We start from the raw sequence: 16326 nt of genomic DNA, 5'->3' as shown, positions 1-16326 counted from the left end.
GACCGCCACCATCATAGACCCCTAATGTAACACTTCCGGTGCAGGTGGTGCGCCACCCGGCCGTGCGCGCCGCTGTTCAAGGTCATCCTCGTCCATCTGAAGCAGCCGTTCCACCTCGGCCACGGCGCTGTCTCGTTCGATGTAGTAGGCCCGGGCGGCCTCGATCAGGTCACGCATCGCGCCGTAGGCATAGGCGGAATCGTTGAGAAACGAGGTCGCGGCGGCGGCGGTGATGCGGCCTGCGCGGATCAGTTCCTCGACCCGCCGGGTGGCGGTCCGGGAGGCCTCGGCAATCTCGGCGCGTTCCTGGTCCAGCGTCAGCACGCTGCGGTCCTCGGGCCTGGCGGCGCCCAGGTTGCGGATCTCGACGACGACGCGCGCCATCTCGGTCCGCAGCCCGTCGTAGAGGTCGGTCACGGCCCCCTGCGGACGGGTGGTGTAGCGCACCACGTTCTTGCGCAGGTGCTTGACCGATTTCACTGCCTTGACGATGCCGGTGGCCACGTCGCGCAGCGCATAGACCCGGTCGGCCATCTCGGGCGCCAGGCTCTTGTCCCCGGCGCGGGTGGTGAAGTCGATGATCGCCGCGTACAAAGTCTTGACCCGGGTTTCATACCGCTGGTCAATGTCCAGTTCGATGGCACGGCGGCTCTTGCGCACCGTCTCGGCGATATTGCCGCTGGCGAAGATGTCGTTGCGGTGCAGGTTGAGACCGTGAAAGATCACCTCGGTGGCATTGTCGTAGAGGTGGCGGACCTCCTTGCGCAGCGCGCTTTCCAGCGTCTCGGGGAAAGCGTCGACCGCCTCGTTCAGATAGCGCGGCTGGCTGACGTCGGCGGCACGCTCGACGATCCGGCGTTGCAGGAAAGCCACCAGCCGCCGCAGCAATGGCAGCATCAGCAGCACCCCCAGCACGTTGAAGATCGTGTGGAACACCGCCAGCTTGAGCGCGTAGTCGTCCGGCGCGATGCCGACGTGCCCGCTGATCCAGTCCACCGCGTCGCGCAGTGGCGAGATCGCGAACAGCGCCACCGCCGCCGTCGTCAGGTTGAACACCAGGTGCGCCAGCGCCAGCCGCTTGCCCTGCACGTTGGCGCTGAGCGCGCCGAGGATCGCGGTGATTGTCGTGCCGATGTTGGCGCCGATCGCCAGCGCCAGCGCGTTGTCGTAGGTCACCTGTCCGGCTGCCAGCGCGGTGATGACCAGAACCATGGTCGCATGGCTGGATTGCATCACCACGGTCGCGGCGGTGCCGATCAGGGTATAGACGACCAGCCCCAGCAGCCCCGACAGGGCAAAGCGCGCCAGGTCGATCTGCTCGCGGAACGCCTCGAACCCCTCCTTCATGTGGTGGATGCCGAGGAACAGGAACCCCAGCCCGGCCAGCGCATAGCCGACGCCGCGCAGGCCCTTGGGTTTCTGAAAGACCAGCAACACGCTGAGCGCGATCATCGGCATGGCATAGGCCGCGATGTTGACCTTCAGCCCCAGCCCCGCCACCAGCCAGGCCCCGGTGGTGGTGCCGATGTTGGCGCCGAAGACGATGCCGACACCGCCGATCAGCGAGATCAGCCCCGCGCTGAGAAACGAGATGGTGATGACCGACACCAGCGAACTGGATTGCAGCAGCGTCGTCGACACGATGCCGAAGGCCAGCGCGCGGGGCGTCGACCGCGTGGCCTTTTCCAGCAGGCTTTCCAGGCGGCCGCCGCCGAACAGGCGAAAGCCGTCCTCCAGCATCAGCATCCCGAACAGGAAGATTGCGACCCCGGCAAGGATCTCCTGCGCGTCCGGGCTGTACCAGAACGCCAGCAGCATCGCGGCGACCGCGACCGGGAGAGTGTATTTTCTCATCCTCGCAAGGCTTTCAAGGCAACAGCATCCCGCGCAGCACGAAGTAGAACAGCGCCGCCAGAACCCCCGAGACCGGCAGCGTGATGATCCACGCCGACACGATCTTGAGCAGCAAACTGCGGCTGACCAGTTCGCGCTTGAGCGCGCGCTTCAGTTCCTTGCGCTGGGCGGCGTCGATGACCGCCTCCGGGCCCATGGCCTTGAGTGCCTGGAGGATGCGCTGCTTTTCGTCCATCGGCGCGTTGCGGAAGTCCCATAACACCGCCTCGACCTCGGCATAGTCGGGCTCGCCATGGTGACGGGCCAGCACCGACTCGGCCACCGTGCCGATCCGCTGGTCCAGCCATTCGCGCAGGAAACCGACGCCAAAGACTGCGCCCAGCGCGACATGGGTCGAACTGATCGGCATGCCCAGTTGGCTTGCGACGATGACCGTGATCGCGGCGGACAGCGCGATGCAGAAGGCGCGGGCGCGGTCCAGTTCGGTGATCTCCGATCCCACCGTGCGGATCAGTTTCGGCCCGAACAGCGCAAGCCCGACCGAGATGCCCAGCGCGCCGATGCACAACACCCAGAGCGGGATGGCGACGATACCGCCCCCCTCGCCCGCCGACAGCACATCGACGACCCCGGCCAGCGGTCCCACCGCGTTGGCCACGTCGTTGGCCCCGTGGGCAAAGCTCAGCAGGGCGGCGGCAAAGATCAGCGGGATGGTAAACAGCTTGTTCACGCCCTCACGGTCACGCGACAGCCTGGGCTGGGCGCGGCGGATCATCGGGCGGATCAGGAGAAAGACGCCCACGCCGACCCCCGCGCCCGCCAGCATGGCCGCCGGGAAAGAAACCGAGATCAGGTGCTTGACGCCCTTGAGCGCGAGGTAGGTGGTAAACGCCCATCCCATGAGGCCGATCATCACCGGCACGACAGCCTCGGCCGCGATCAGGGGATCGTCGCGGAAGAACACCAGCCGCTTGAGCACCATGAGCAGGCCCGCCGCGATCAGCCCGCCGACAACCGGCGAGACCACCCAGCTGAGCGCGATGCTGCCGACCGACCCCCAGTTGACCACGTCCCATCCGGCGGCGGCGATGCTGGCGCCCATCACCCCGCCGACGATGGAATGGGTGGTCGACACCGGCGCGCCGACCCAGGTAGCCCCGTTCAGCCAGATCGCCGCCCCCAGCAGCGCGCCCATCATCACCCAGACATACTGGTCCGAGGTGCCCAGATCGGCCGGATCGACGATGCCGTTCTTGACGGTCTTGACCACGTCGCCCCCGGCGATGATCGCGCCGCCGGCCTCGAACACCGCCGCGATGACGATGGCACCGGTCAGCGACAGGGCAAAAGATCCGACCGCCGGGCCGACGTTGTTGGCCACGTCGTTGGCGCCGATGTTCATCGCCATGTAGGCCCCGATGACCGCCGCCGCGACCAGCAGGTAGGCCTGTTCGACGTCCGCGTACCGCGCACCGGTGAAGATCATCACGCCGATCACGAACAGCAGCGCCGTCCCCAGCCGTCCGACCTCGGAGCGGCTCAGGTTGGTCGCGCGCTCGATCTTCGTGTAGCCCTTGAAAACCATATGTCTTCTCCCCCGGGGTCAGGCGCAGTCTGTCCATTCCGGCGGGCGGGACATTGACATGGGTCAGACCGGAGGAAAATCCCTGGCCTGTCGTGTGCCGATCGGTCCGTGCCGCGGCGCAAGCCCCAGATTCGCGGGCGAGAAAACAGGTGGGTATCCCATCTTAGTCGTAGTTGATTACGAAAACACTGTTGCGCTAGGCTTCGCCTATGAAAGACGGCTCTCGATGGCGAGGCCGCCGAGAAAGCCAAGGGAGGACACCTTATGTTGAAGTCGCTGGTGATTGATCCAGGGAAGTGTACCGGCTGCAAGCAGTGCGAGATGGCCTGCAGCTACGAGAATGAAGGTGTCTTCAATCCTTCGAAATCCCGGATCCGGGTTTTCGACTTCCACGAGGACGCACGTTTCGTGCCGTATACCTGCACCCAGTGCGACGAAGCCTGGTGCCAGCAGGCCTGCCCGGTGAACGCGATCACGACCGACAAGCTGGGCGTCAAGGTGGTGCATGACAATCTCTGCGTCGGCTGCAAGGTCTGCACCATCGCCTGCCCCTTCGGCACGATCAACTACAACGCGTCCACCGGCAAGGTGGTCAAGTGTGACCTCTGCGGCGGCAACCCGGCCTGCGCCGATGCCTGCCCGACGGATGCGATCACCTTCCGGGACATGGAACAGACCGGCTTCGACAAGATGAAGCTCTGGGCGACCAAGACCGCCTCCGGGACCGAGTCCTCGGGACCGAACGTCCCGGCGTGATCTTCTTGTCCGGCCTGCGGGCCGGATGTCGTTGGACAGCATCTGCGCGCCAGGAACGGGCTGCGCAAAGACATTCACGGGAGACTCTTTAGATGAGCTGGACTGGAAAGATACTCCGGATCAACCTGACCGCCGGAACGGTCAAGACTGAACCGCTGAACATGGAGTGGGCTGACAAGTACCTTGGTCAGCGCGGACTCGCCTCGAAATACCTGATCGAGGAAATGGACCCCAAGACCGATCCGCTGGGGCCCGACAACAAGCTGATCTTCGCCACGGGGCCGCTGACCGGCACCTGCGCGTCGACCGGCGGACGCTACTCGGTCATCACCAAGGGACCGCTGACCGGCGCCATCGCCTGCTCCAACTCGGGCGGCTACATCGGCGCCGAGATGAAGTTCGCCGGCTGGGACATGGTCATCATCGAGGGCGCCTCGCCGAAGCCGGTCTACCTGACCATCTTCGACGACGACGTCCAGCTGCGCGATGCGAGCGAGATCTGGGGCACTTCGGTCTGGGCTACCGACAAGTGGATCAAGGCCCGCCACCAGGACGAGATGATCCACGTCTCGGCCATCGGCGTGGCCGGTGAAAAGCAGGTGCTCTACTCCTGCATCGTGAACGACCTGCACCGGGCCGCAGGACGCTCGGGCGTGGGCGCGGTGATGGGGTCGAAGAACCTCAAGGCCATGGCCATTCGTGGCACTGGCGGCGTCAAGGTCAAGGACTTCAAGGCCTTCATGGCGGCCACCGCGGCCGGCAAGAAGGTTCTGAAGGACAACGCCGTTACCGGGGCGGGCCTGCCGACCTACGGCACCCAGGTCCTGATGAACGTCATCAACGAGGCCGGCGCTATGCCGACCCGCAACAGCCGCGACGTGCAGTTCGAAAGCGCGTCGGAGATTTCCGCCGAAGCCATGGCCGAGCCGCGCAAGAGCGACGGCCAGCCGAACCTGCTGACCAACCAGGCCTGCTTTGGTTGCACCATTGCCTGCGGCCGGATCTCGAAGATCGACGAAAACCACTACACGGTGATCAACAAGCCCGAGTACTGGCACGCTTCCGGCGGTCTGGAATACGAAGCCGCCTGGGCCCTGGGCAGCGCCACCGGCATCAAGGACCTCGAGGCGCTGACCTACGCCAATTTCATCTGCAACGAGCAGGGCATCGACCCGATTTCCTTCGGGGCGACCTTGGGCGCGGCAATGGAGTTGTATGAAACCGGCGTGATCAACTCCGAGATCACCGGCGGACTGGAGCTCAAGTTCGGCTCGGCCGAAGCGCTGACCAAGGCGGTCGAACTGACCGGCAAGGCAGAGGGCTTTGGCAAGGAACTGGGCCTCGGTTCCGCCCGCCTGACCGCCAAGTACGGCAAGCCGGAGCTGTCGATGACGGTGAAGGGCCAGGAATTCCCGGCCTACGATCCGCGCGGCATCCAGGGCATGGGCCTGACCTATGCCACCTCGAACCGGGGCGCCTGCCACCTGCGGTCCTACACCGTGTCGTCGGAGATCCTCGGGATCCCGGAAAAGACCGACCCGCTGGCCACGGACGGCAAGGCCGGGCTGGTCAAGGCCTTCCAGGACGCCACGGCGGCGGTGGACAGCTCGGGTCTGTGCGTTTTCACCACCTTCGCCTGGACGCTGGAAGACATCGCCCCGCAGGTCGACGCGGCCATCCCGGGCAACTGGACTCCGGAAAAGATGATGGAAGTGGGCGAGCGCATCTGGAACATGGAGCGTATCTTCAACAACAGGGCGGGCTTTACCGCGGCGGACGACCGTCTGCCCGAACGCCTGATGAAGGACGCGGCCAAGACCGGCCCGGCCGCGGGTCTGGTCTCCGGCGTCGACAAGATGCTGCCGGAATACTACGAGCTGCGCGGCTGGACACCGGAAGGCGTGCCGACCAACGAGACCATGGAGCGTCTCGCCGTCTGACGCGGCTGACGCCGCAGATACAGGCCGGGGCGGCATACGCCCCGGCCATCATTTGAGATCGGCGCGCATTCGCCGCGCCACATCGCAAGAGCCGGGTTCCAACGAGAACCGGACCGGACAAAAGGGGGAGTCTGCCTGTGCATCATGTCATTCTCGGAGCGGGACCGGCGGGCGTGACCGCCGCCGAAACGGTGCGCAAACACGCGCCCGACGCAAAGATCACCCTGATCGCGGGCGAACCGGAACCGCCCTATTCGCGCATGGCGATCCCCTACCTGCTCGAAGGCAAGATCGAAGAGCATGGCACCCACCTGCGCCAGGACGACGCGCACTACGATGACAAGCGCATCGAATACAAGCGCGGCCCTGTGGCACGAGTCGATACCACCTCCAAGACACTGACCTGCGCCGACGGCAGCACCGTCAAGTACGACAAGCTGCTGATCGCCACCGGCGCAACGCCGATCCGCCCGCCGATCAAGGGGCTGGACCAGCACGGCGTGCACACCTGCTGGACGCTGGAGGACGCGCGCCACATCGCCAAGCGGGCCAAGCCGGGCGTGCCCGTGGTGCTGGTGGGCGCAGGCTTTATCGGCAGCATCATCCTCGAAGCCCTGGCCAAGATGGGGGTCGAGTTGACCGTCGTCGAGATGGGCGACCGGATGGTGCCGCGCATGCTGGACGAAACCGCCGGCAACATGCTGCGCCGCTGGTGCGAGGACAAGGGCGTCAAGGTCATCACCGGCGCGACGGTCGAGTCGATCACCAGCGCGGACAGTCCCGCGCCCAAGCCGGCCCCGGCCGCCACCCCTGCTCCCGAACCGCAGAAGCCCGGCTTCTTTGCCCGCCTGTTCGGCACCGCCGCGCCGGAGCCGGCCCCGAACCCCGCCCCCGCCCCCGCCGCAGCGGCCAAGCCTCACGGCCATCCGCTGACCGTGACCCTCAAGGGTGGCCAAAGCCTGCCTGCCGCGCTTGTCGTGGTGGCCGCCGGGGTGAAATCGAACATCGACTTCCTGAAGGACAGCGGCATCGACACTGGCCGCGGCGTCAAGGTGGACCAGTTCCACGAGACCAGCGTCAAGGACGTCTACGCCGCCGGGGATGTCTGCGAAGGCATCAACCTGTCCACCGGCCACAACGACATGCTGGCCATCCAGCCGGTCGCGGTCGAACACGGCTACATCGCCGGGTTGAACATGACCGGCACGGCCACGGCCCATCGCGGCAGCCTGAACATGAACGTGCTTGACACGCTGGGGCTGATCTCCAGTTCCTTCGGCACCTGGGAAGGCGTCGAAGGCGGTGACAGCGCCCGGATGGTGGACGAGGAAGCCTGCCGCTACATCCGGCTGGAGTTCAAGGACGACATCCTGATCGGTGCGCAATGCGTCGGTATCACCGAACACGTCGGCATGCTGCGCGGGCTGATCCAGACGCATCTTCCGCTGGGTGTGTGGAAAGAAAGGCTGATCGCCTCTCCCGCTCGCGTCCCGGAGGCCTATGTTGCCGTCATGCAGAGTGCGCCGTTGCACGGTCCGAGCGGGCCGAGGGTTGCGGTGCCGGCCTGAGGTCGACACGGGAAAGGAACATCAGTGCAGGTCCAGCTGAAGCTATTCGCATCGCTGTCACGATTCTTGCCGGAGGGGGCGGTGCGCAACGTCGTCCCCGTCCGCGTCGAGGAGGGCACCAGCATCCGCGCCCTTCTGGACAGGTACCACGTCCCGCCCGAACACTGTCACCTCGTGCTGGTCAACGGCGTCTACCAGGCGCCCGAGGCGCGGGACACGGTCACGCTCAAGGACGGAGACCAGCTGGCCGTCTGGCCGCCGGTCGCCGGGGGCTGACGGGTGCTGTTCGATCCGGAACCGGGCGAAACCGTCCAGAAACTGATGTCCGTCACCCTGGCCGAATTCGAGACCGGCGTTGCCCGGCTGACCGGAGCGGCAGCCGTGTCCACGGGCGCGGTCTATGACTTGTCCCCCGCCGCGGCAGGCAAACCGGTGACCGCCCACTTTGTCCCGCAGCCCGACGCGGTTCTGGGCGGGTTGGTGCGCCTGCCGCGAGTGCAGGTCACGCTGGACCTGCGCGCGCTCGACAAGGACGCGCGCGCCGGCTTCGTGTTGCAGTTCGACCGGGTGTTTCAGCGCGGCGGCGGCTAGACCACCGCCGCCCCGGCGGCAAGACCCCGGTCAGACGATCGGCGCGCCGTAGCCATAGCTGTATGGCACCGGCCCGGAAAAGGCGACCACGTCGCCGTCCTCGAGCACCGCGTTGACGTTGACATCCGCGCCGACAAGGCCGGGCGTCACGTCACGGCCGTTCTTGAGGCACAGAAAGACCTCCTTGCGCGGCAGTCCCCACAGTTGGAGCACGTCACCGATCGTGGACCCGGCGGGGAGGGTGAAGTTCTCGCGGCAGGTCCGTTCGCCGCGGTATTTCGTCAGGCTGTTGAACAGACGGGACTCCACCGTCACCGTCGCCTTTTCGGAATTGTGGCCTAGCGCCATAGCCATGCACCTTTCTTTCAGAGCATTCCTGCTTCCTCCAGCTAGCCTCACGGCGGGCCGGCTTCTTTGACATGGCGCAAACTTTGTCTGCGACCTTTGGATAATAGGACCGTGCCCCGACCCGCCCTAAGCGCTTGTGGCCGCGTGTTCCAGGCCGACGTGTTCGAGGATGAAATCCGCGATGGCGCGGGTGTCGTCGAGGTGGAAGACCGGGCATGTCAGCCCCGCCGGCTGGCCCGTGGTCGCCACGGCCAGGACCCTGGGATCGGTCCGGGCGATCAGGTCATTGCCCGTCTCCGGGCGGAACGCCTCGATCTTGGGGTGGCCTTCCAGCTTGTAGCCCTCGACCAGCACCAGGTCGACCGGCCCCAGCTTGGGCAGCAGGTCAGACAGCTTTGGGTCTTGCGCGACCGGCGCCGCCGTCAGGTGCGACCAGCGCTCAGCCGAGGAAAAGATCGCCTCCTGCGCACCGGGCGGCAGCAGGTCGTGCCCCTCCTCGTCCAGCCGGGTCAGGCTGAAGCGGTGATGCGCGTGCTTGACGCTGGACACGGAAAACCCGCGCGAGGTGATCTCGGAAATCAGCCGCACCATGAGCCCGGTCTTTCCGGAGTTCTTCCAGCCGATCACTCCGAAAATGCGCATGGTCTTCTCACATCGAACCGCATCAGGTAAGCAGGGTCTCTAGCGGAACGCCCATGGGCATTCAAGGCGGGGAGCGCGATGGACGACCAGCAACTGCTGCGTTACAGCAGGCATATCCTTCTGAATGAACTGGACATTCCCGGGCAGGAACGGATCCTGGCGGGGCATGTCCTGGTGATCGGCGCGGGCGGTCTGGGATCGCCGGTGGCGACCTACCTCGCCGGCGCCGGGGTCGGCCACCTGACGATCTGCGACGGCGACGAGGTCGACCTGACCAACCTGCAACGCCAGATCCTGCACCGCGAACCCCGGATCGGCATGAACAAGGCGCAGTCCGCCGTGGTGGCGCTGGCCGAGATCAACCCCGACTGCAAGGTCACGGCGGTGCCGCATTACGTCGGGCCGGACACGCTGTCCGACCTCGTCGCCGCCGCCGATGTCGTGGTCGATGCCTGCGACAACCTGCCAACACGTCACACCGTCAACCGCGCCTGTGTCCGGCACCTCAAGCCGCTGGTCAGTGGCGCGGCCATCCGCTTTGCCGGGCAATTGGGGGTCTTCGATCCACGGCTGGACAGTTGCCCCTGCTATGCCTGCTTCATGCCGGAAAACACACCCATGCCCGAGGAACGCTGTGCCGCGATGGGGGTTTTTGCCCCGCTGACCGGCACCATCGGCACGATGCAGGCCGCCGAGGTGTTGCACCTGCTGATCAGCGGAACAAGCGGCGCAACCGGGCGCTTGTTGCTCTACGATGCCCTTGCGACCGAATGGCAGGCCATCGACATCCCGCGCAACCCGGCCTGCCCGGTCTGTGCGACGCGCGGCCCGGGTTCGGCCTAGACGCAAGGTCACGCCCGTGCAACGTCGGGTCTACCGCAGACGGTGCCCCTCGCCATCAAAGTGATAGGCACTCTGTGGCTTGAACCCCAGCCGCAGGTCCTGCCCTTCCTCGATGTCGTGCTGGCCGAACAGCCGCGCGGTGATCTGGTGGTCGTTCAGATGCGCGATCACGTTTGTGTCGCCGCCCAGCTTTTCGACGTGGCTGACGTGGATCGCCAGCGGCCCGTCGTCCGACAGGAACAGGTCCTCGGGGCGCACGCCCAGTGTCCGCTTGTCGCCTTCGTTCACCAGCCCGGCGGGAAAGAAGTTCATCGAGGGCGACCCCAGGAACCCGGCGACGAACTGGTTGGCCGGGTTGTTGTACAGCTCCATCGGGCTGCCCACCTGCTCGACCCGCCCGTCGCGCAGCACCACGATCTTGTCGGCCAGCGTCATCGCCTCGGTCTGGTCATGGGTGACGTAGATCATCGAGGCGCCCAGCTTGCGGTGCAGGGCGGCGATCTCCAGCCGGGTGTTCATCCGCAGCGCGGCGTCGAGGTTGGACAAGGGTTCATCGAAGAGAAACAGCTTGGGCTCGCGCACGATGGCGCGGGCGATGGCGACGCGCTGGCGCTGGCCGCCCGACAGCTCGGACGGAAAGCGGTCCAGGTAGGGCTCCAGGTTCAGCATGGCGCTGGCCTTGGCCACGCGCTGCTCGATCATCTCCTTGGACTGGCGTTCCTGCTTCAGCGCCAGCGTCATGTTGCCCCGCACGTTGAGGTGCGGGTACAGCGCGTAGCTCTGGAACACCATCGCGATGCCGCGCTTGGACGGCGGCACCACGTTGACCACCTCGCCGGCGATCTCGATCTCGCCGGATGTGGCATCCTCCAGCCCCGCGATCACCCGCAACAGCGTGGACTTGCCGCAGCCCGAGGGGCCGACGAAGACGACGAATTCGCCCTCCTGCACCTCGAGGTCGAGGTCCTTCAGGACGTGAACCTTGCCAAAGGACTTGTTCACCTTGGTCAGTTTCAGGGCGGTCATTGCGCGGCCTCCTCAAGCGAGACGGGGCGCCCGGTGCGGATGCTTTCATCGGCAGCGAGGCAAATGGCAAGCGACATGACGGCGTCGCTCATGTGGCGGGTGAGGTCGATGTCCTCGGCGATGGCGCGCAGCATGTAGGCGTGTTCGGCGTCGCACAGCTGCTGGTGGCCCGGCTCGTCCGGCATCTCGATGCGTCTGTCACCCTCGGGGCGGTGGACAAGGATGCCGCCCACCTTGGTGTGGCCGTCGATGTCGGCCGAGGCGCCCTTGTTGCCCTCGGTGATGGACACCGCGCCGTTGGGGCTGATCACGTCCTTCACGAAAAAGGCGGTTTCCGACATCATCGGTCCCCAGCCGGCCTCGTACCAGCCGACCGAGCCATCGGCAAAGATCACCTGGAACTGGCCGTAGTTGTACATGTCGGGCGCGATCTCGTCCGACAGGCGCAGGCCCATGCCGTGCACCCGGACCGGCGCCGCATCGGTGATCTGGCACATCACGTCGACGTAGTGCACGCCGCAATCGACGATGGGCGGGGTGGTCTGCATCAGCGCCTTGTGCGTCTCCCACTCGGCGCCGCGCGACTGCTGGTTGAGGTTCATGCGAAAGACAAAAGGCCCGCCCAGCGCCCGCGCCTCGGCGATCAGCCGCATCCAGGACGGATGATGCCGCAGGATGTAGCCGACGACCAGCTTGCGCCCGGTGTCCTGCGCCTTGGCCATCACCCGGCGCGCGTCGGCGACGGTGGTCGCCAGCGGCTTTTCGACAAAGACATGCGCGCCCGCCTCCATCGCCGCGCATGCATAGTCCGCGTGGCTGTCGGAATAGGTGGCGATCACCACGAGATCGGGGTTGGTCGCCATGCCCTCCTCGAAGGTCGGGAACAGCGGGTAGCCCTTCAGCTCTTCCGGCAAGTCGACCGCAGAGCGGTTGACCAGGCCGACGATCTGCGCGTCGGGGTGGTGATGATGGGCCAGCGCATGGCTGCGCCCCATGTTGCCAAGACCGGCGATCAGGACACGGGTCATTTGACAGCTCCCGAGGTGATGCCGCGGACAAGCTGCCGCGAGAAGATGACGTAGAGGACGAGGACCGGCAGGATCGCCATGGACAGCGCCGACAGGACGGCGTTCCAGTCGGTGACGAACTGCCCGATGAAGACCTGGCTGCCCAGCGTCAGGGTCTTGGTCTCCTCCGCCGGGGCGAGGATCAGCGGGAACCACAGGTCGTTCCAGATCGGGATCATGTTGAACACCGCGACCGTCGCCATGGCCGGGCGCACCAGCGGCAGCACGAGGCGAAAGAAGATCGTGTATTCCGACAGCCCGTCGATGCGGCCCGCGTTCTTGAGGTCGTCCGAGACCTGGCGCATGAACTCCGACAGGATGAAGACCGCCAGCGGCAGCCCCTGCGCCGTGTAGACCAGGATCAGCGCCCAGAGCGAATTCACCAGGCCTGTGGCGACCATCATTTCCAGGATCGCCACGGTGCCGATGCGGATCGGGATCATGATGCCCAGCGCCAGGTACAGCCCCAACAGCATGTTGCCGCGAAAGCGGTATTCGCTGAGCGCATAGGCCGCCATGGCGCCGAACAGCAGGATGAAGAACAGCGAGGCAACGGTGACGATCATCGAGTTCTGGAAGTAGAGAAAGAAATCCCCCTGCTTCATCACCGTCTGGTAACCGATGAGCGAGAAACTGTCGGCATCGGGCAGCGCCAGCGGCTCGCGAAAGATCGCCTTGCGGGTCTTGAAGCTGTTGATCAGGATCACGAAGACCGGGAACAGCGCGATAGCCGTGTAGAGGATCAAAGCACCATGCATGGCGACGGTGTTGAGCGGGTTGGAGCGGGCGCGGTTCACAGCTGGTACCTCCGCATGCGGGTCTGGATGCCGAACAGGTAGATGCAGACCCCGATCAGGATGATGGCGAACATGGCCCCGGCGATGGCGGACCCCATGTGCGGGTTGCCCAGCTGCAGTTGGAAGCCAAAGAAGGTGCGGTACATGAAGGTGCCCAGGATGTCGGTCGAGAAATCCGGCCCCGCCAGCGCGCCCTGGGCGGCATAGATCAGGTCGAAGGCATTGAAGTTGCCGACAAAGGTCAGGATCGAGATGATCCCGATCGACGGCAGGATCAGCGGCAGCTTGATCTTCCAGAAGGCGGCCCAGCCGGTGATGCCGTCGACCTCTCCGGCCTCGAGGATCTCCTCTGGGATGGTCAGCAGGGCGGCATAGATCAGCATCATCGGGATGCCGACGAACTGCCAGACCGAGATCAGCGCCAGCGTGGTCAGCGCGTATTCCTCGCGGCCCAACCAGGGGGCAAACAGGGATTTCAGCCCGACCGCGTCCAGCATCGACGGCGCGATGCCCCAGATCGGCGACAGGATCAGCTTCCACGCAAAGCCGACGATGACGAAGGACAGGATCGTCGGAATGAAGATCGCCGAGCGGTACAGCGCGGCAAAGCGCAGGCGCGGATGGCTGAGCAGCGCGGCCAGCAGGATCCCGATGGGGTTCTGCACCAGCATGTGCACCAAAAAGAACCAGAAGTTGTTGCCCAGCGCGTTCCAGAACTGGTCGGCCCAGATCGGATCGAAGAACAGGGTTCGAAAGTTGTCGAACCCGACAAAGACCCGCTCCTGCTCAACCTTGGAGTACAGCGCCAGCCGCAGGGTGTTGAACAGCGGGAAGATCATCACGGCGGTGTAGACGATCACGGCTGGCGCCAGGAAAACGGGAATGTGCCAGCGAACACGAGCGCGCTTCATGGGTCTCTCCGGATTTTCGGGGGGAGGATCCCGGGCGGTCCGTGCCGCCCGGGAAGGAGTGCTGGACGCGCAGCTTACTGCTGCGGGGCGTACCAGCTGGCCAGGCCGTCCTGCAGTTTCTGGCCCAGTTCCTCGGGCGTCGCGGTGCCCTTGATCGCGGCGACCGAGGCGCCCCAGGTCTCGTTCTCGAGGTTGGGCGTGCCACGCGACAGGATCTGGTAGGTCGAGCGGATGGTCGATTCGCATTCGGCGCGCCAGCCGACGATCTCCTTGGCCAGCGGATCCGACAGCTCGACCGGGGTCGAGGACAGCGGGAAGAAGCCCGGCAGCGCGTTGCCGAAGATCTCGGCGAACTCGGGGCTGGCGACCCAGGTCAGGAAGGTGCGCGCAGCTTCGGGGTTGGCGGTCTTGGCGTTCATCCCGATGCCGATGTCGGTGTGATCGGAGATGTAGCAAGTGTCGCCGGCGTTCTGGACCGGCGGCTTGAACGCGCCCATCTCGAAGTCGACCAGCCCGTTGAAGCCGGCGATTTCCCAGGACCCGGCCGGATAGATCGCCGCGCGGCCCAGGGTAAAGATGTTCTGGCTGTCGGGATAGGTCTGCGCCTCGTAGCCGTCGCCCAGGTAGTCCTTCCAGCGCGCCAGCGTGGCATAGGGCGCGACCCACTGAGCGTCGGTCAGCTTTTGCTCACCCTTGATGAGGGCAAGCCGGCCCTCTTCACCCTTCCAGTAGGTCGGCCCGATGTTGTTGTAGCCCATCGTGGCGGCTTCCCACTGGTCGTTGGTGCCCATCGCCATCGGGATGTAGGTGCCGTCCTCCTTGATCGCGTCGAGCACGGCAAAGAATTCGTCCTCGGTCGTCGGAACCGACAGGCCCAGCTCGGCAAAGGCGTCCTTGTTGTAGATGAAGCCGTGGATCACCGAGGCCATCGGCACGCAGAAGGTGGCCGCGCCGTCGTCGGTCTGCCAGGCGGATTTGGCCACGTCCGAGAAGTTGGCCATGGCGTCGAGGTCGCTCAGGTCGGCCAGGTGGCCCGCCTGGTACAGCGCCAGCGAGGCGTCGAAGGGGCGGCAGGTGATCAGGTCACCGGCCGAGCCGGCGTCCAGCTTGGAGTTCAGCACGGCGTTGTACTCGGCGGGCGCGCTGGGGGTGAACTGCACCTTGATGCCGGGATGTTCCGCCTCGAAGGCGGGGATGATCTTGTCCTGCCAGAGGGTCAGGTCGTCGTTGCGCCAGCTTTCGATGGTCAGCGTGACGTCCTGCGCCTGGGCGCCGGTCGCCACCAGCGCCGTCGTCGCCAGTATGAGTGTGAGGGTCTTGCGTGTCATGGTTATCCTCCCGGTTTGATCACGTCAGATTGGCGCGCCAGGGCGGCGCGCAGGTTGCCTTCGGTTTCGCGAAGTAGAGCGGTGGCCGCGTCGGGTGAAAGGCCCATGGCCGCCACCAGGATGGCCGGTTTCACCTCGCCGCCCGCACGGTCGAGCGCCGCTGCTGCCGCGCTGTCGTCGACCTCGGCGATGCGGGCGACGATGCCGGCGGCGCGGGCGCGCAGCTTGATGTTGTCGGCGCGCAGGTTGACCATCATGCCGTCGTGGATGTGGCCCAGGTCGATCGCCATGAGCGTGGACAGCATGTTCAGCGCGATCTTCTGCGCCGTGCCCGCGCCCATCCGGGTGGACCCGGACAGGAGCTCGGGCGGGGTTTGCAGGCAGATGGCATGGTCAGCGCCGTCGAACAGCGCCGCGCCGGTGTTGTTGGCGATGGCGATCAGGGTCGCGCCCTTGGCGCGGGTCAGCGCGGCGGCAGCCAGCGTGTAGGGCGTCGTTCCGCTGGCCGAGACGGCGATCAGCGTGTCGCGCGGGGCGAGGTCGGCCAGCGCCTGCGCCAGGCCTTCGGTGTCGTCCTCGGTGCCGCCGGGCATCTCGACTCCGGTCGGCAGGCCGCCCGCCATGTGGATGCGGATCTGCGCAGAAGGGATCGAGAAGGTGCCGCCCAACTCCTGCGCATCGGCCGCCGCCATCAGGCCCGAGGACCCGGCGGCCGCATAATGCAGCACACCGCCCTGCCGGATCGTGCGCGCCATGGCCAGAGCGCCACTGGCGATGGGGGTCAGCGCATCGCGCAGCACGGCCGCTGCGGCGATCTGCCCTTCAGCCAACAGGGCCGCGACCTCGGCCAACGGACGCTGATCCAGCCCCCGCGCCGCGTCGTGCAATGCCTCTGTGCGCCTGCCAGTCACCCGAATCCCCCCGCCGATTGACGACTAAGATACCTATTTAATACCTCTTGTCGATAGAATTTTTCACCACCCAGGAATTCGACGTGCTTTCGAGTGCCTTAATGAGGTTTTTCACTGTTTGGTATCTCATTCTTCTTCCATTTCCCCAATAGGTATTAT

Annotated in this window: 16 protein-coding genes; 6 read left to right on the top strand and 10 right to left on the bottom strand. The window is 65.7% G+C overall.

The annotated features are described in order from the left end of the window. Nucleotides 1–21 precede the first annotated feature (21 nt). Together MAA8898_RS19110 and MAA8898_RS19105 are read right to left on the bottom strand one after the other, a co-directional pair. Nucleotides 22–1854, bottom strand: a complete 1833-nt coding sequence (locus MAA8898_RS19110; protein WP_094022630.1) for a Na/Pi cotransporter family protein — start codon at nt 1852–1854, stop codon at nt 22–24. Nucleotides 1855–1867: 13 nt separating this feature from the next. Further along, entirely contained in the window at nt 1868–3439 is a 1572-nt protein-coding gene (locus MAA8898_RS19105; protein ID WP_094022629.1) for an inorganic phosphate transporter, read from the bottom strand. A 264-nt stretch (nt 3440–3703) separates the two neighbouring features. Here MAA8898_RS19105 and MAA8898_RS19100 point away from each other — a divergent pair, with 264 nt between their 5' ends. The 5 genes from MAA8898_RS19100 (at nt 3704) to MAA8898_RS19080 (ending at nt 8294) form a co-directional block, all read left to right on the top strand. Continuing rightward, on the top strand, nt 3704–4195 hold the full coding sequence (locus MAA8898_RS19100; RefSeq protein WP_094022628.1) for a 4Fe-4S dicluster domain-containing protein: 492 nt from the start codon (nt 3704–3706) through the stop codon (nt 4193–4195). Nucleotides 4196–4287: 92 nt separating this feature from the next. Next, nucleotides 4288–6135 carry an aldehyde ferredoxin oxidoreductase family protein gene (locus tag MAA8898_RS19095; RefSeq protein ID WP_094022627.1) on the top strand — a complete coding sequence of 616 codons (1848 nt, stop codon included), beginning with the start codon at nt 4288–4290 and terminating at the stop codon, nt 6133–6135. Between the two features lie 137 nt (nt 6136–6272). Further along, the gene (locus tag MAA8898_RS19090; protein ID WP_094022626.1) at nt 6273–7703 is read left to right on the top strand and encodes an NAD(P)/FAD-dependent oxidoreductase; all 1431 of its coding nucleotides are present in this window, start codon (nt 6273–6275) and stop codon (nt 7701–7703) included. 24 nt (nt 7704–7727) lie between these two features. Then, on the top strand, nt 7728–7979 hold the full coding sequence (locus MAA8898_RS19085) for a MoaD/ThiS family protein (protein WP_094022625.1): 252 nt from the start codon (nt 7728–7730) through the stop codon (nt 7977–7979). A 3-nt stretch (nt 7980–7982) separates the two neighbouring features. Beyond that, on the top strand, nt 7983–8294 hold the full coding sequence (locus MAA8898_RS19080) for a hypothetical protein (protein WP_094022624.1): 312 nt from the start codon (nt 7983–7985) through the stop codon (nt 8292–8294). A gap of 30 nt (nt 8295–8324) precedes the next feature. Here the strand turns inward: MAA8898_RS19080 and MAA8898_RS19075 are convergent, their stop codons facing one another. After that, entirely contained in the window at nt 8325–8648 is a 324-nt protein-coding gene (locus MAA8898_RS19075; RefSeq protein WP_141194894.1) for a MoaD/ThiS family protein, read from the bottom strand. Nucleotides 8649–8768: 120 nt separating this feature from the next. Further along, nucleotides 8769–9284 carry a molybdopterin-guanine dinucleotide biosynthesis protein B gene (gene mobB, locus MAA8898_RS19070; protein ID WP_094022622.1) on the bottom strand — a complete coding sequence of 172 codons (516 nt, stop codon included), beginning with the start codon at nt 9282–9284 and terminating at the stop codon, nt 8769–8771. Nucleotides 9285–9362: 78 nt separating this feature from the next. On the opposite strand from mobB, the gene MAA8898_RS19065 reads away from it, so the two are divergent. Continuing rightward, nucleotides 9363–10127, top strand: a complete 765-nt coding sequence (locus tag MAA8898_RS19065; protein ID WP_094022621.1) for a HesA/MoeB/ThiF family protein — start codon at nt 9363–9365, stop codon at nt 10125–10127. Nucleotides 10128–10157: 30 nt separating this feature from the next. Here MAA8898_RS19065 and MAA8898_RS19060 read toward each other — a convergent pair whose 3' ends face one another. The 6 genes from MAA8898_RS19060 to MAA8898_RS19035 form a co-directional block, all read right to left on the bottom strand. After that, a complete protein-coding gene (locus MAA8898_RS19060) occupies nt 10158–11153 on the bottom strand; it encodes an ABC transporter ATP-binding protein (protein ID WP_094022620.1) in 996 nt (331 codons plus the stop codon). Beyond that, a complete protein-coding gene (locus MAA8898_RS19055) occupies nt 11150–12181 on the bottom strand; it encodes a Gfo/Idh/MocA family protein (RefSeq protein ID WP_094022619.1) in 1032 nt (343 codons plus the stop codon). Before MAA8898_RS19055 ends, MAA8898_RS19060 begins: the two co-directional genes overlap by 4 nt. Beyond that, the gene (locus MAA8898_RS19050; protein WP_370738632.1) at nt 12178–12978 is read right to left on the bottom strand and encodes a carbohydrate ABC transporter permease; all 801 of its coding nucleotides are present in this window, start codon (nt 12976–12978) and stop codon (nt 12178–12180) included. The genes MAA8898_RS19055 and MAA8898_RS19050 overlap by 4 nt, the downstream gene beginning before the upstream one ends. Before the next feature lie 35 nt (nt 12979–13013). Then, a complete protein-coding gene (locus tag MAA8898_RS19045) occupies nt 13014–13928 on the bottom strand; it encodes a carbohydrate ABC transporter permease (RefSeq protein ID WP_094022617.1) in 915 nt (304 codons plus the stop codon). 74 nt (nt 13929–14002) lie between these two features. After that, on the bottom strand, nt 14003–15256 hold the full coding sequence (locus MAA8898_RS19040; RefSeq protein WP_094022616.1) for an ABC transporter substrate-binding protein: 1254 nt from the start codon (nt 15254–15256) through the stop codon (nt 14003–14005). Nucleotides 15257–15258: 2 nt separating this feature from the next. After that, nucleotides 15259–16167: an N-acetylmuramic acid 6-phosphate etherase gene (locus MAA8898_RS19035; protein ID WP_094022615.1), complete on the bottom strand. Its 909-nt coding sequence runs from the start codon at nt 16165–16167 to the stop codon at nt 15259–15261. Between the last annotated feature and the right edge of the window lie 159 nt (nt 16168–16326).

The organism is Antarctobacter aquimaris, assembly GCF_900184945.1.
Classification (GTDB): domain Bacteria; phylum Pseudomonadota; class Alphaproteobacteria; order Rhodobacterales; family Rhodobacteraceae; genus Maliponia; species Maliponia aquimaris.
The sequence above is the reverse complement of the archived record's forward strand: the minus strand, read 5'-3'. Positions and strand labels throughout refer to the sequence as shown.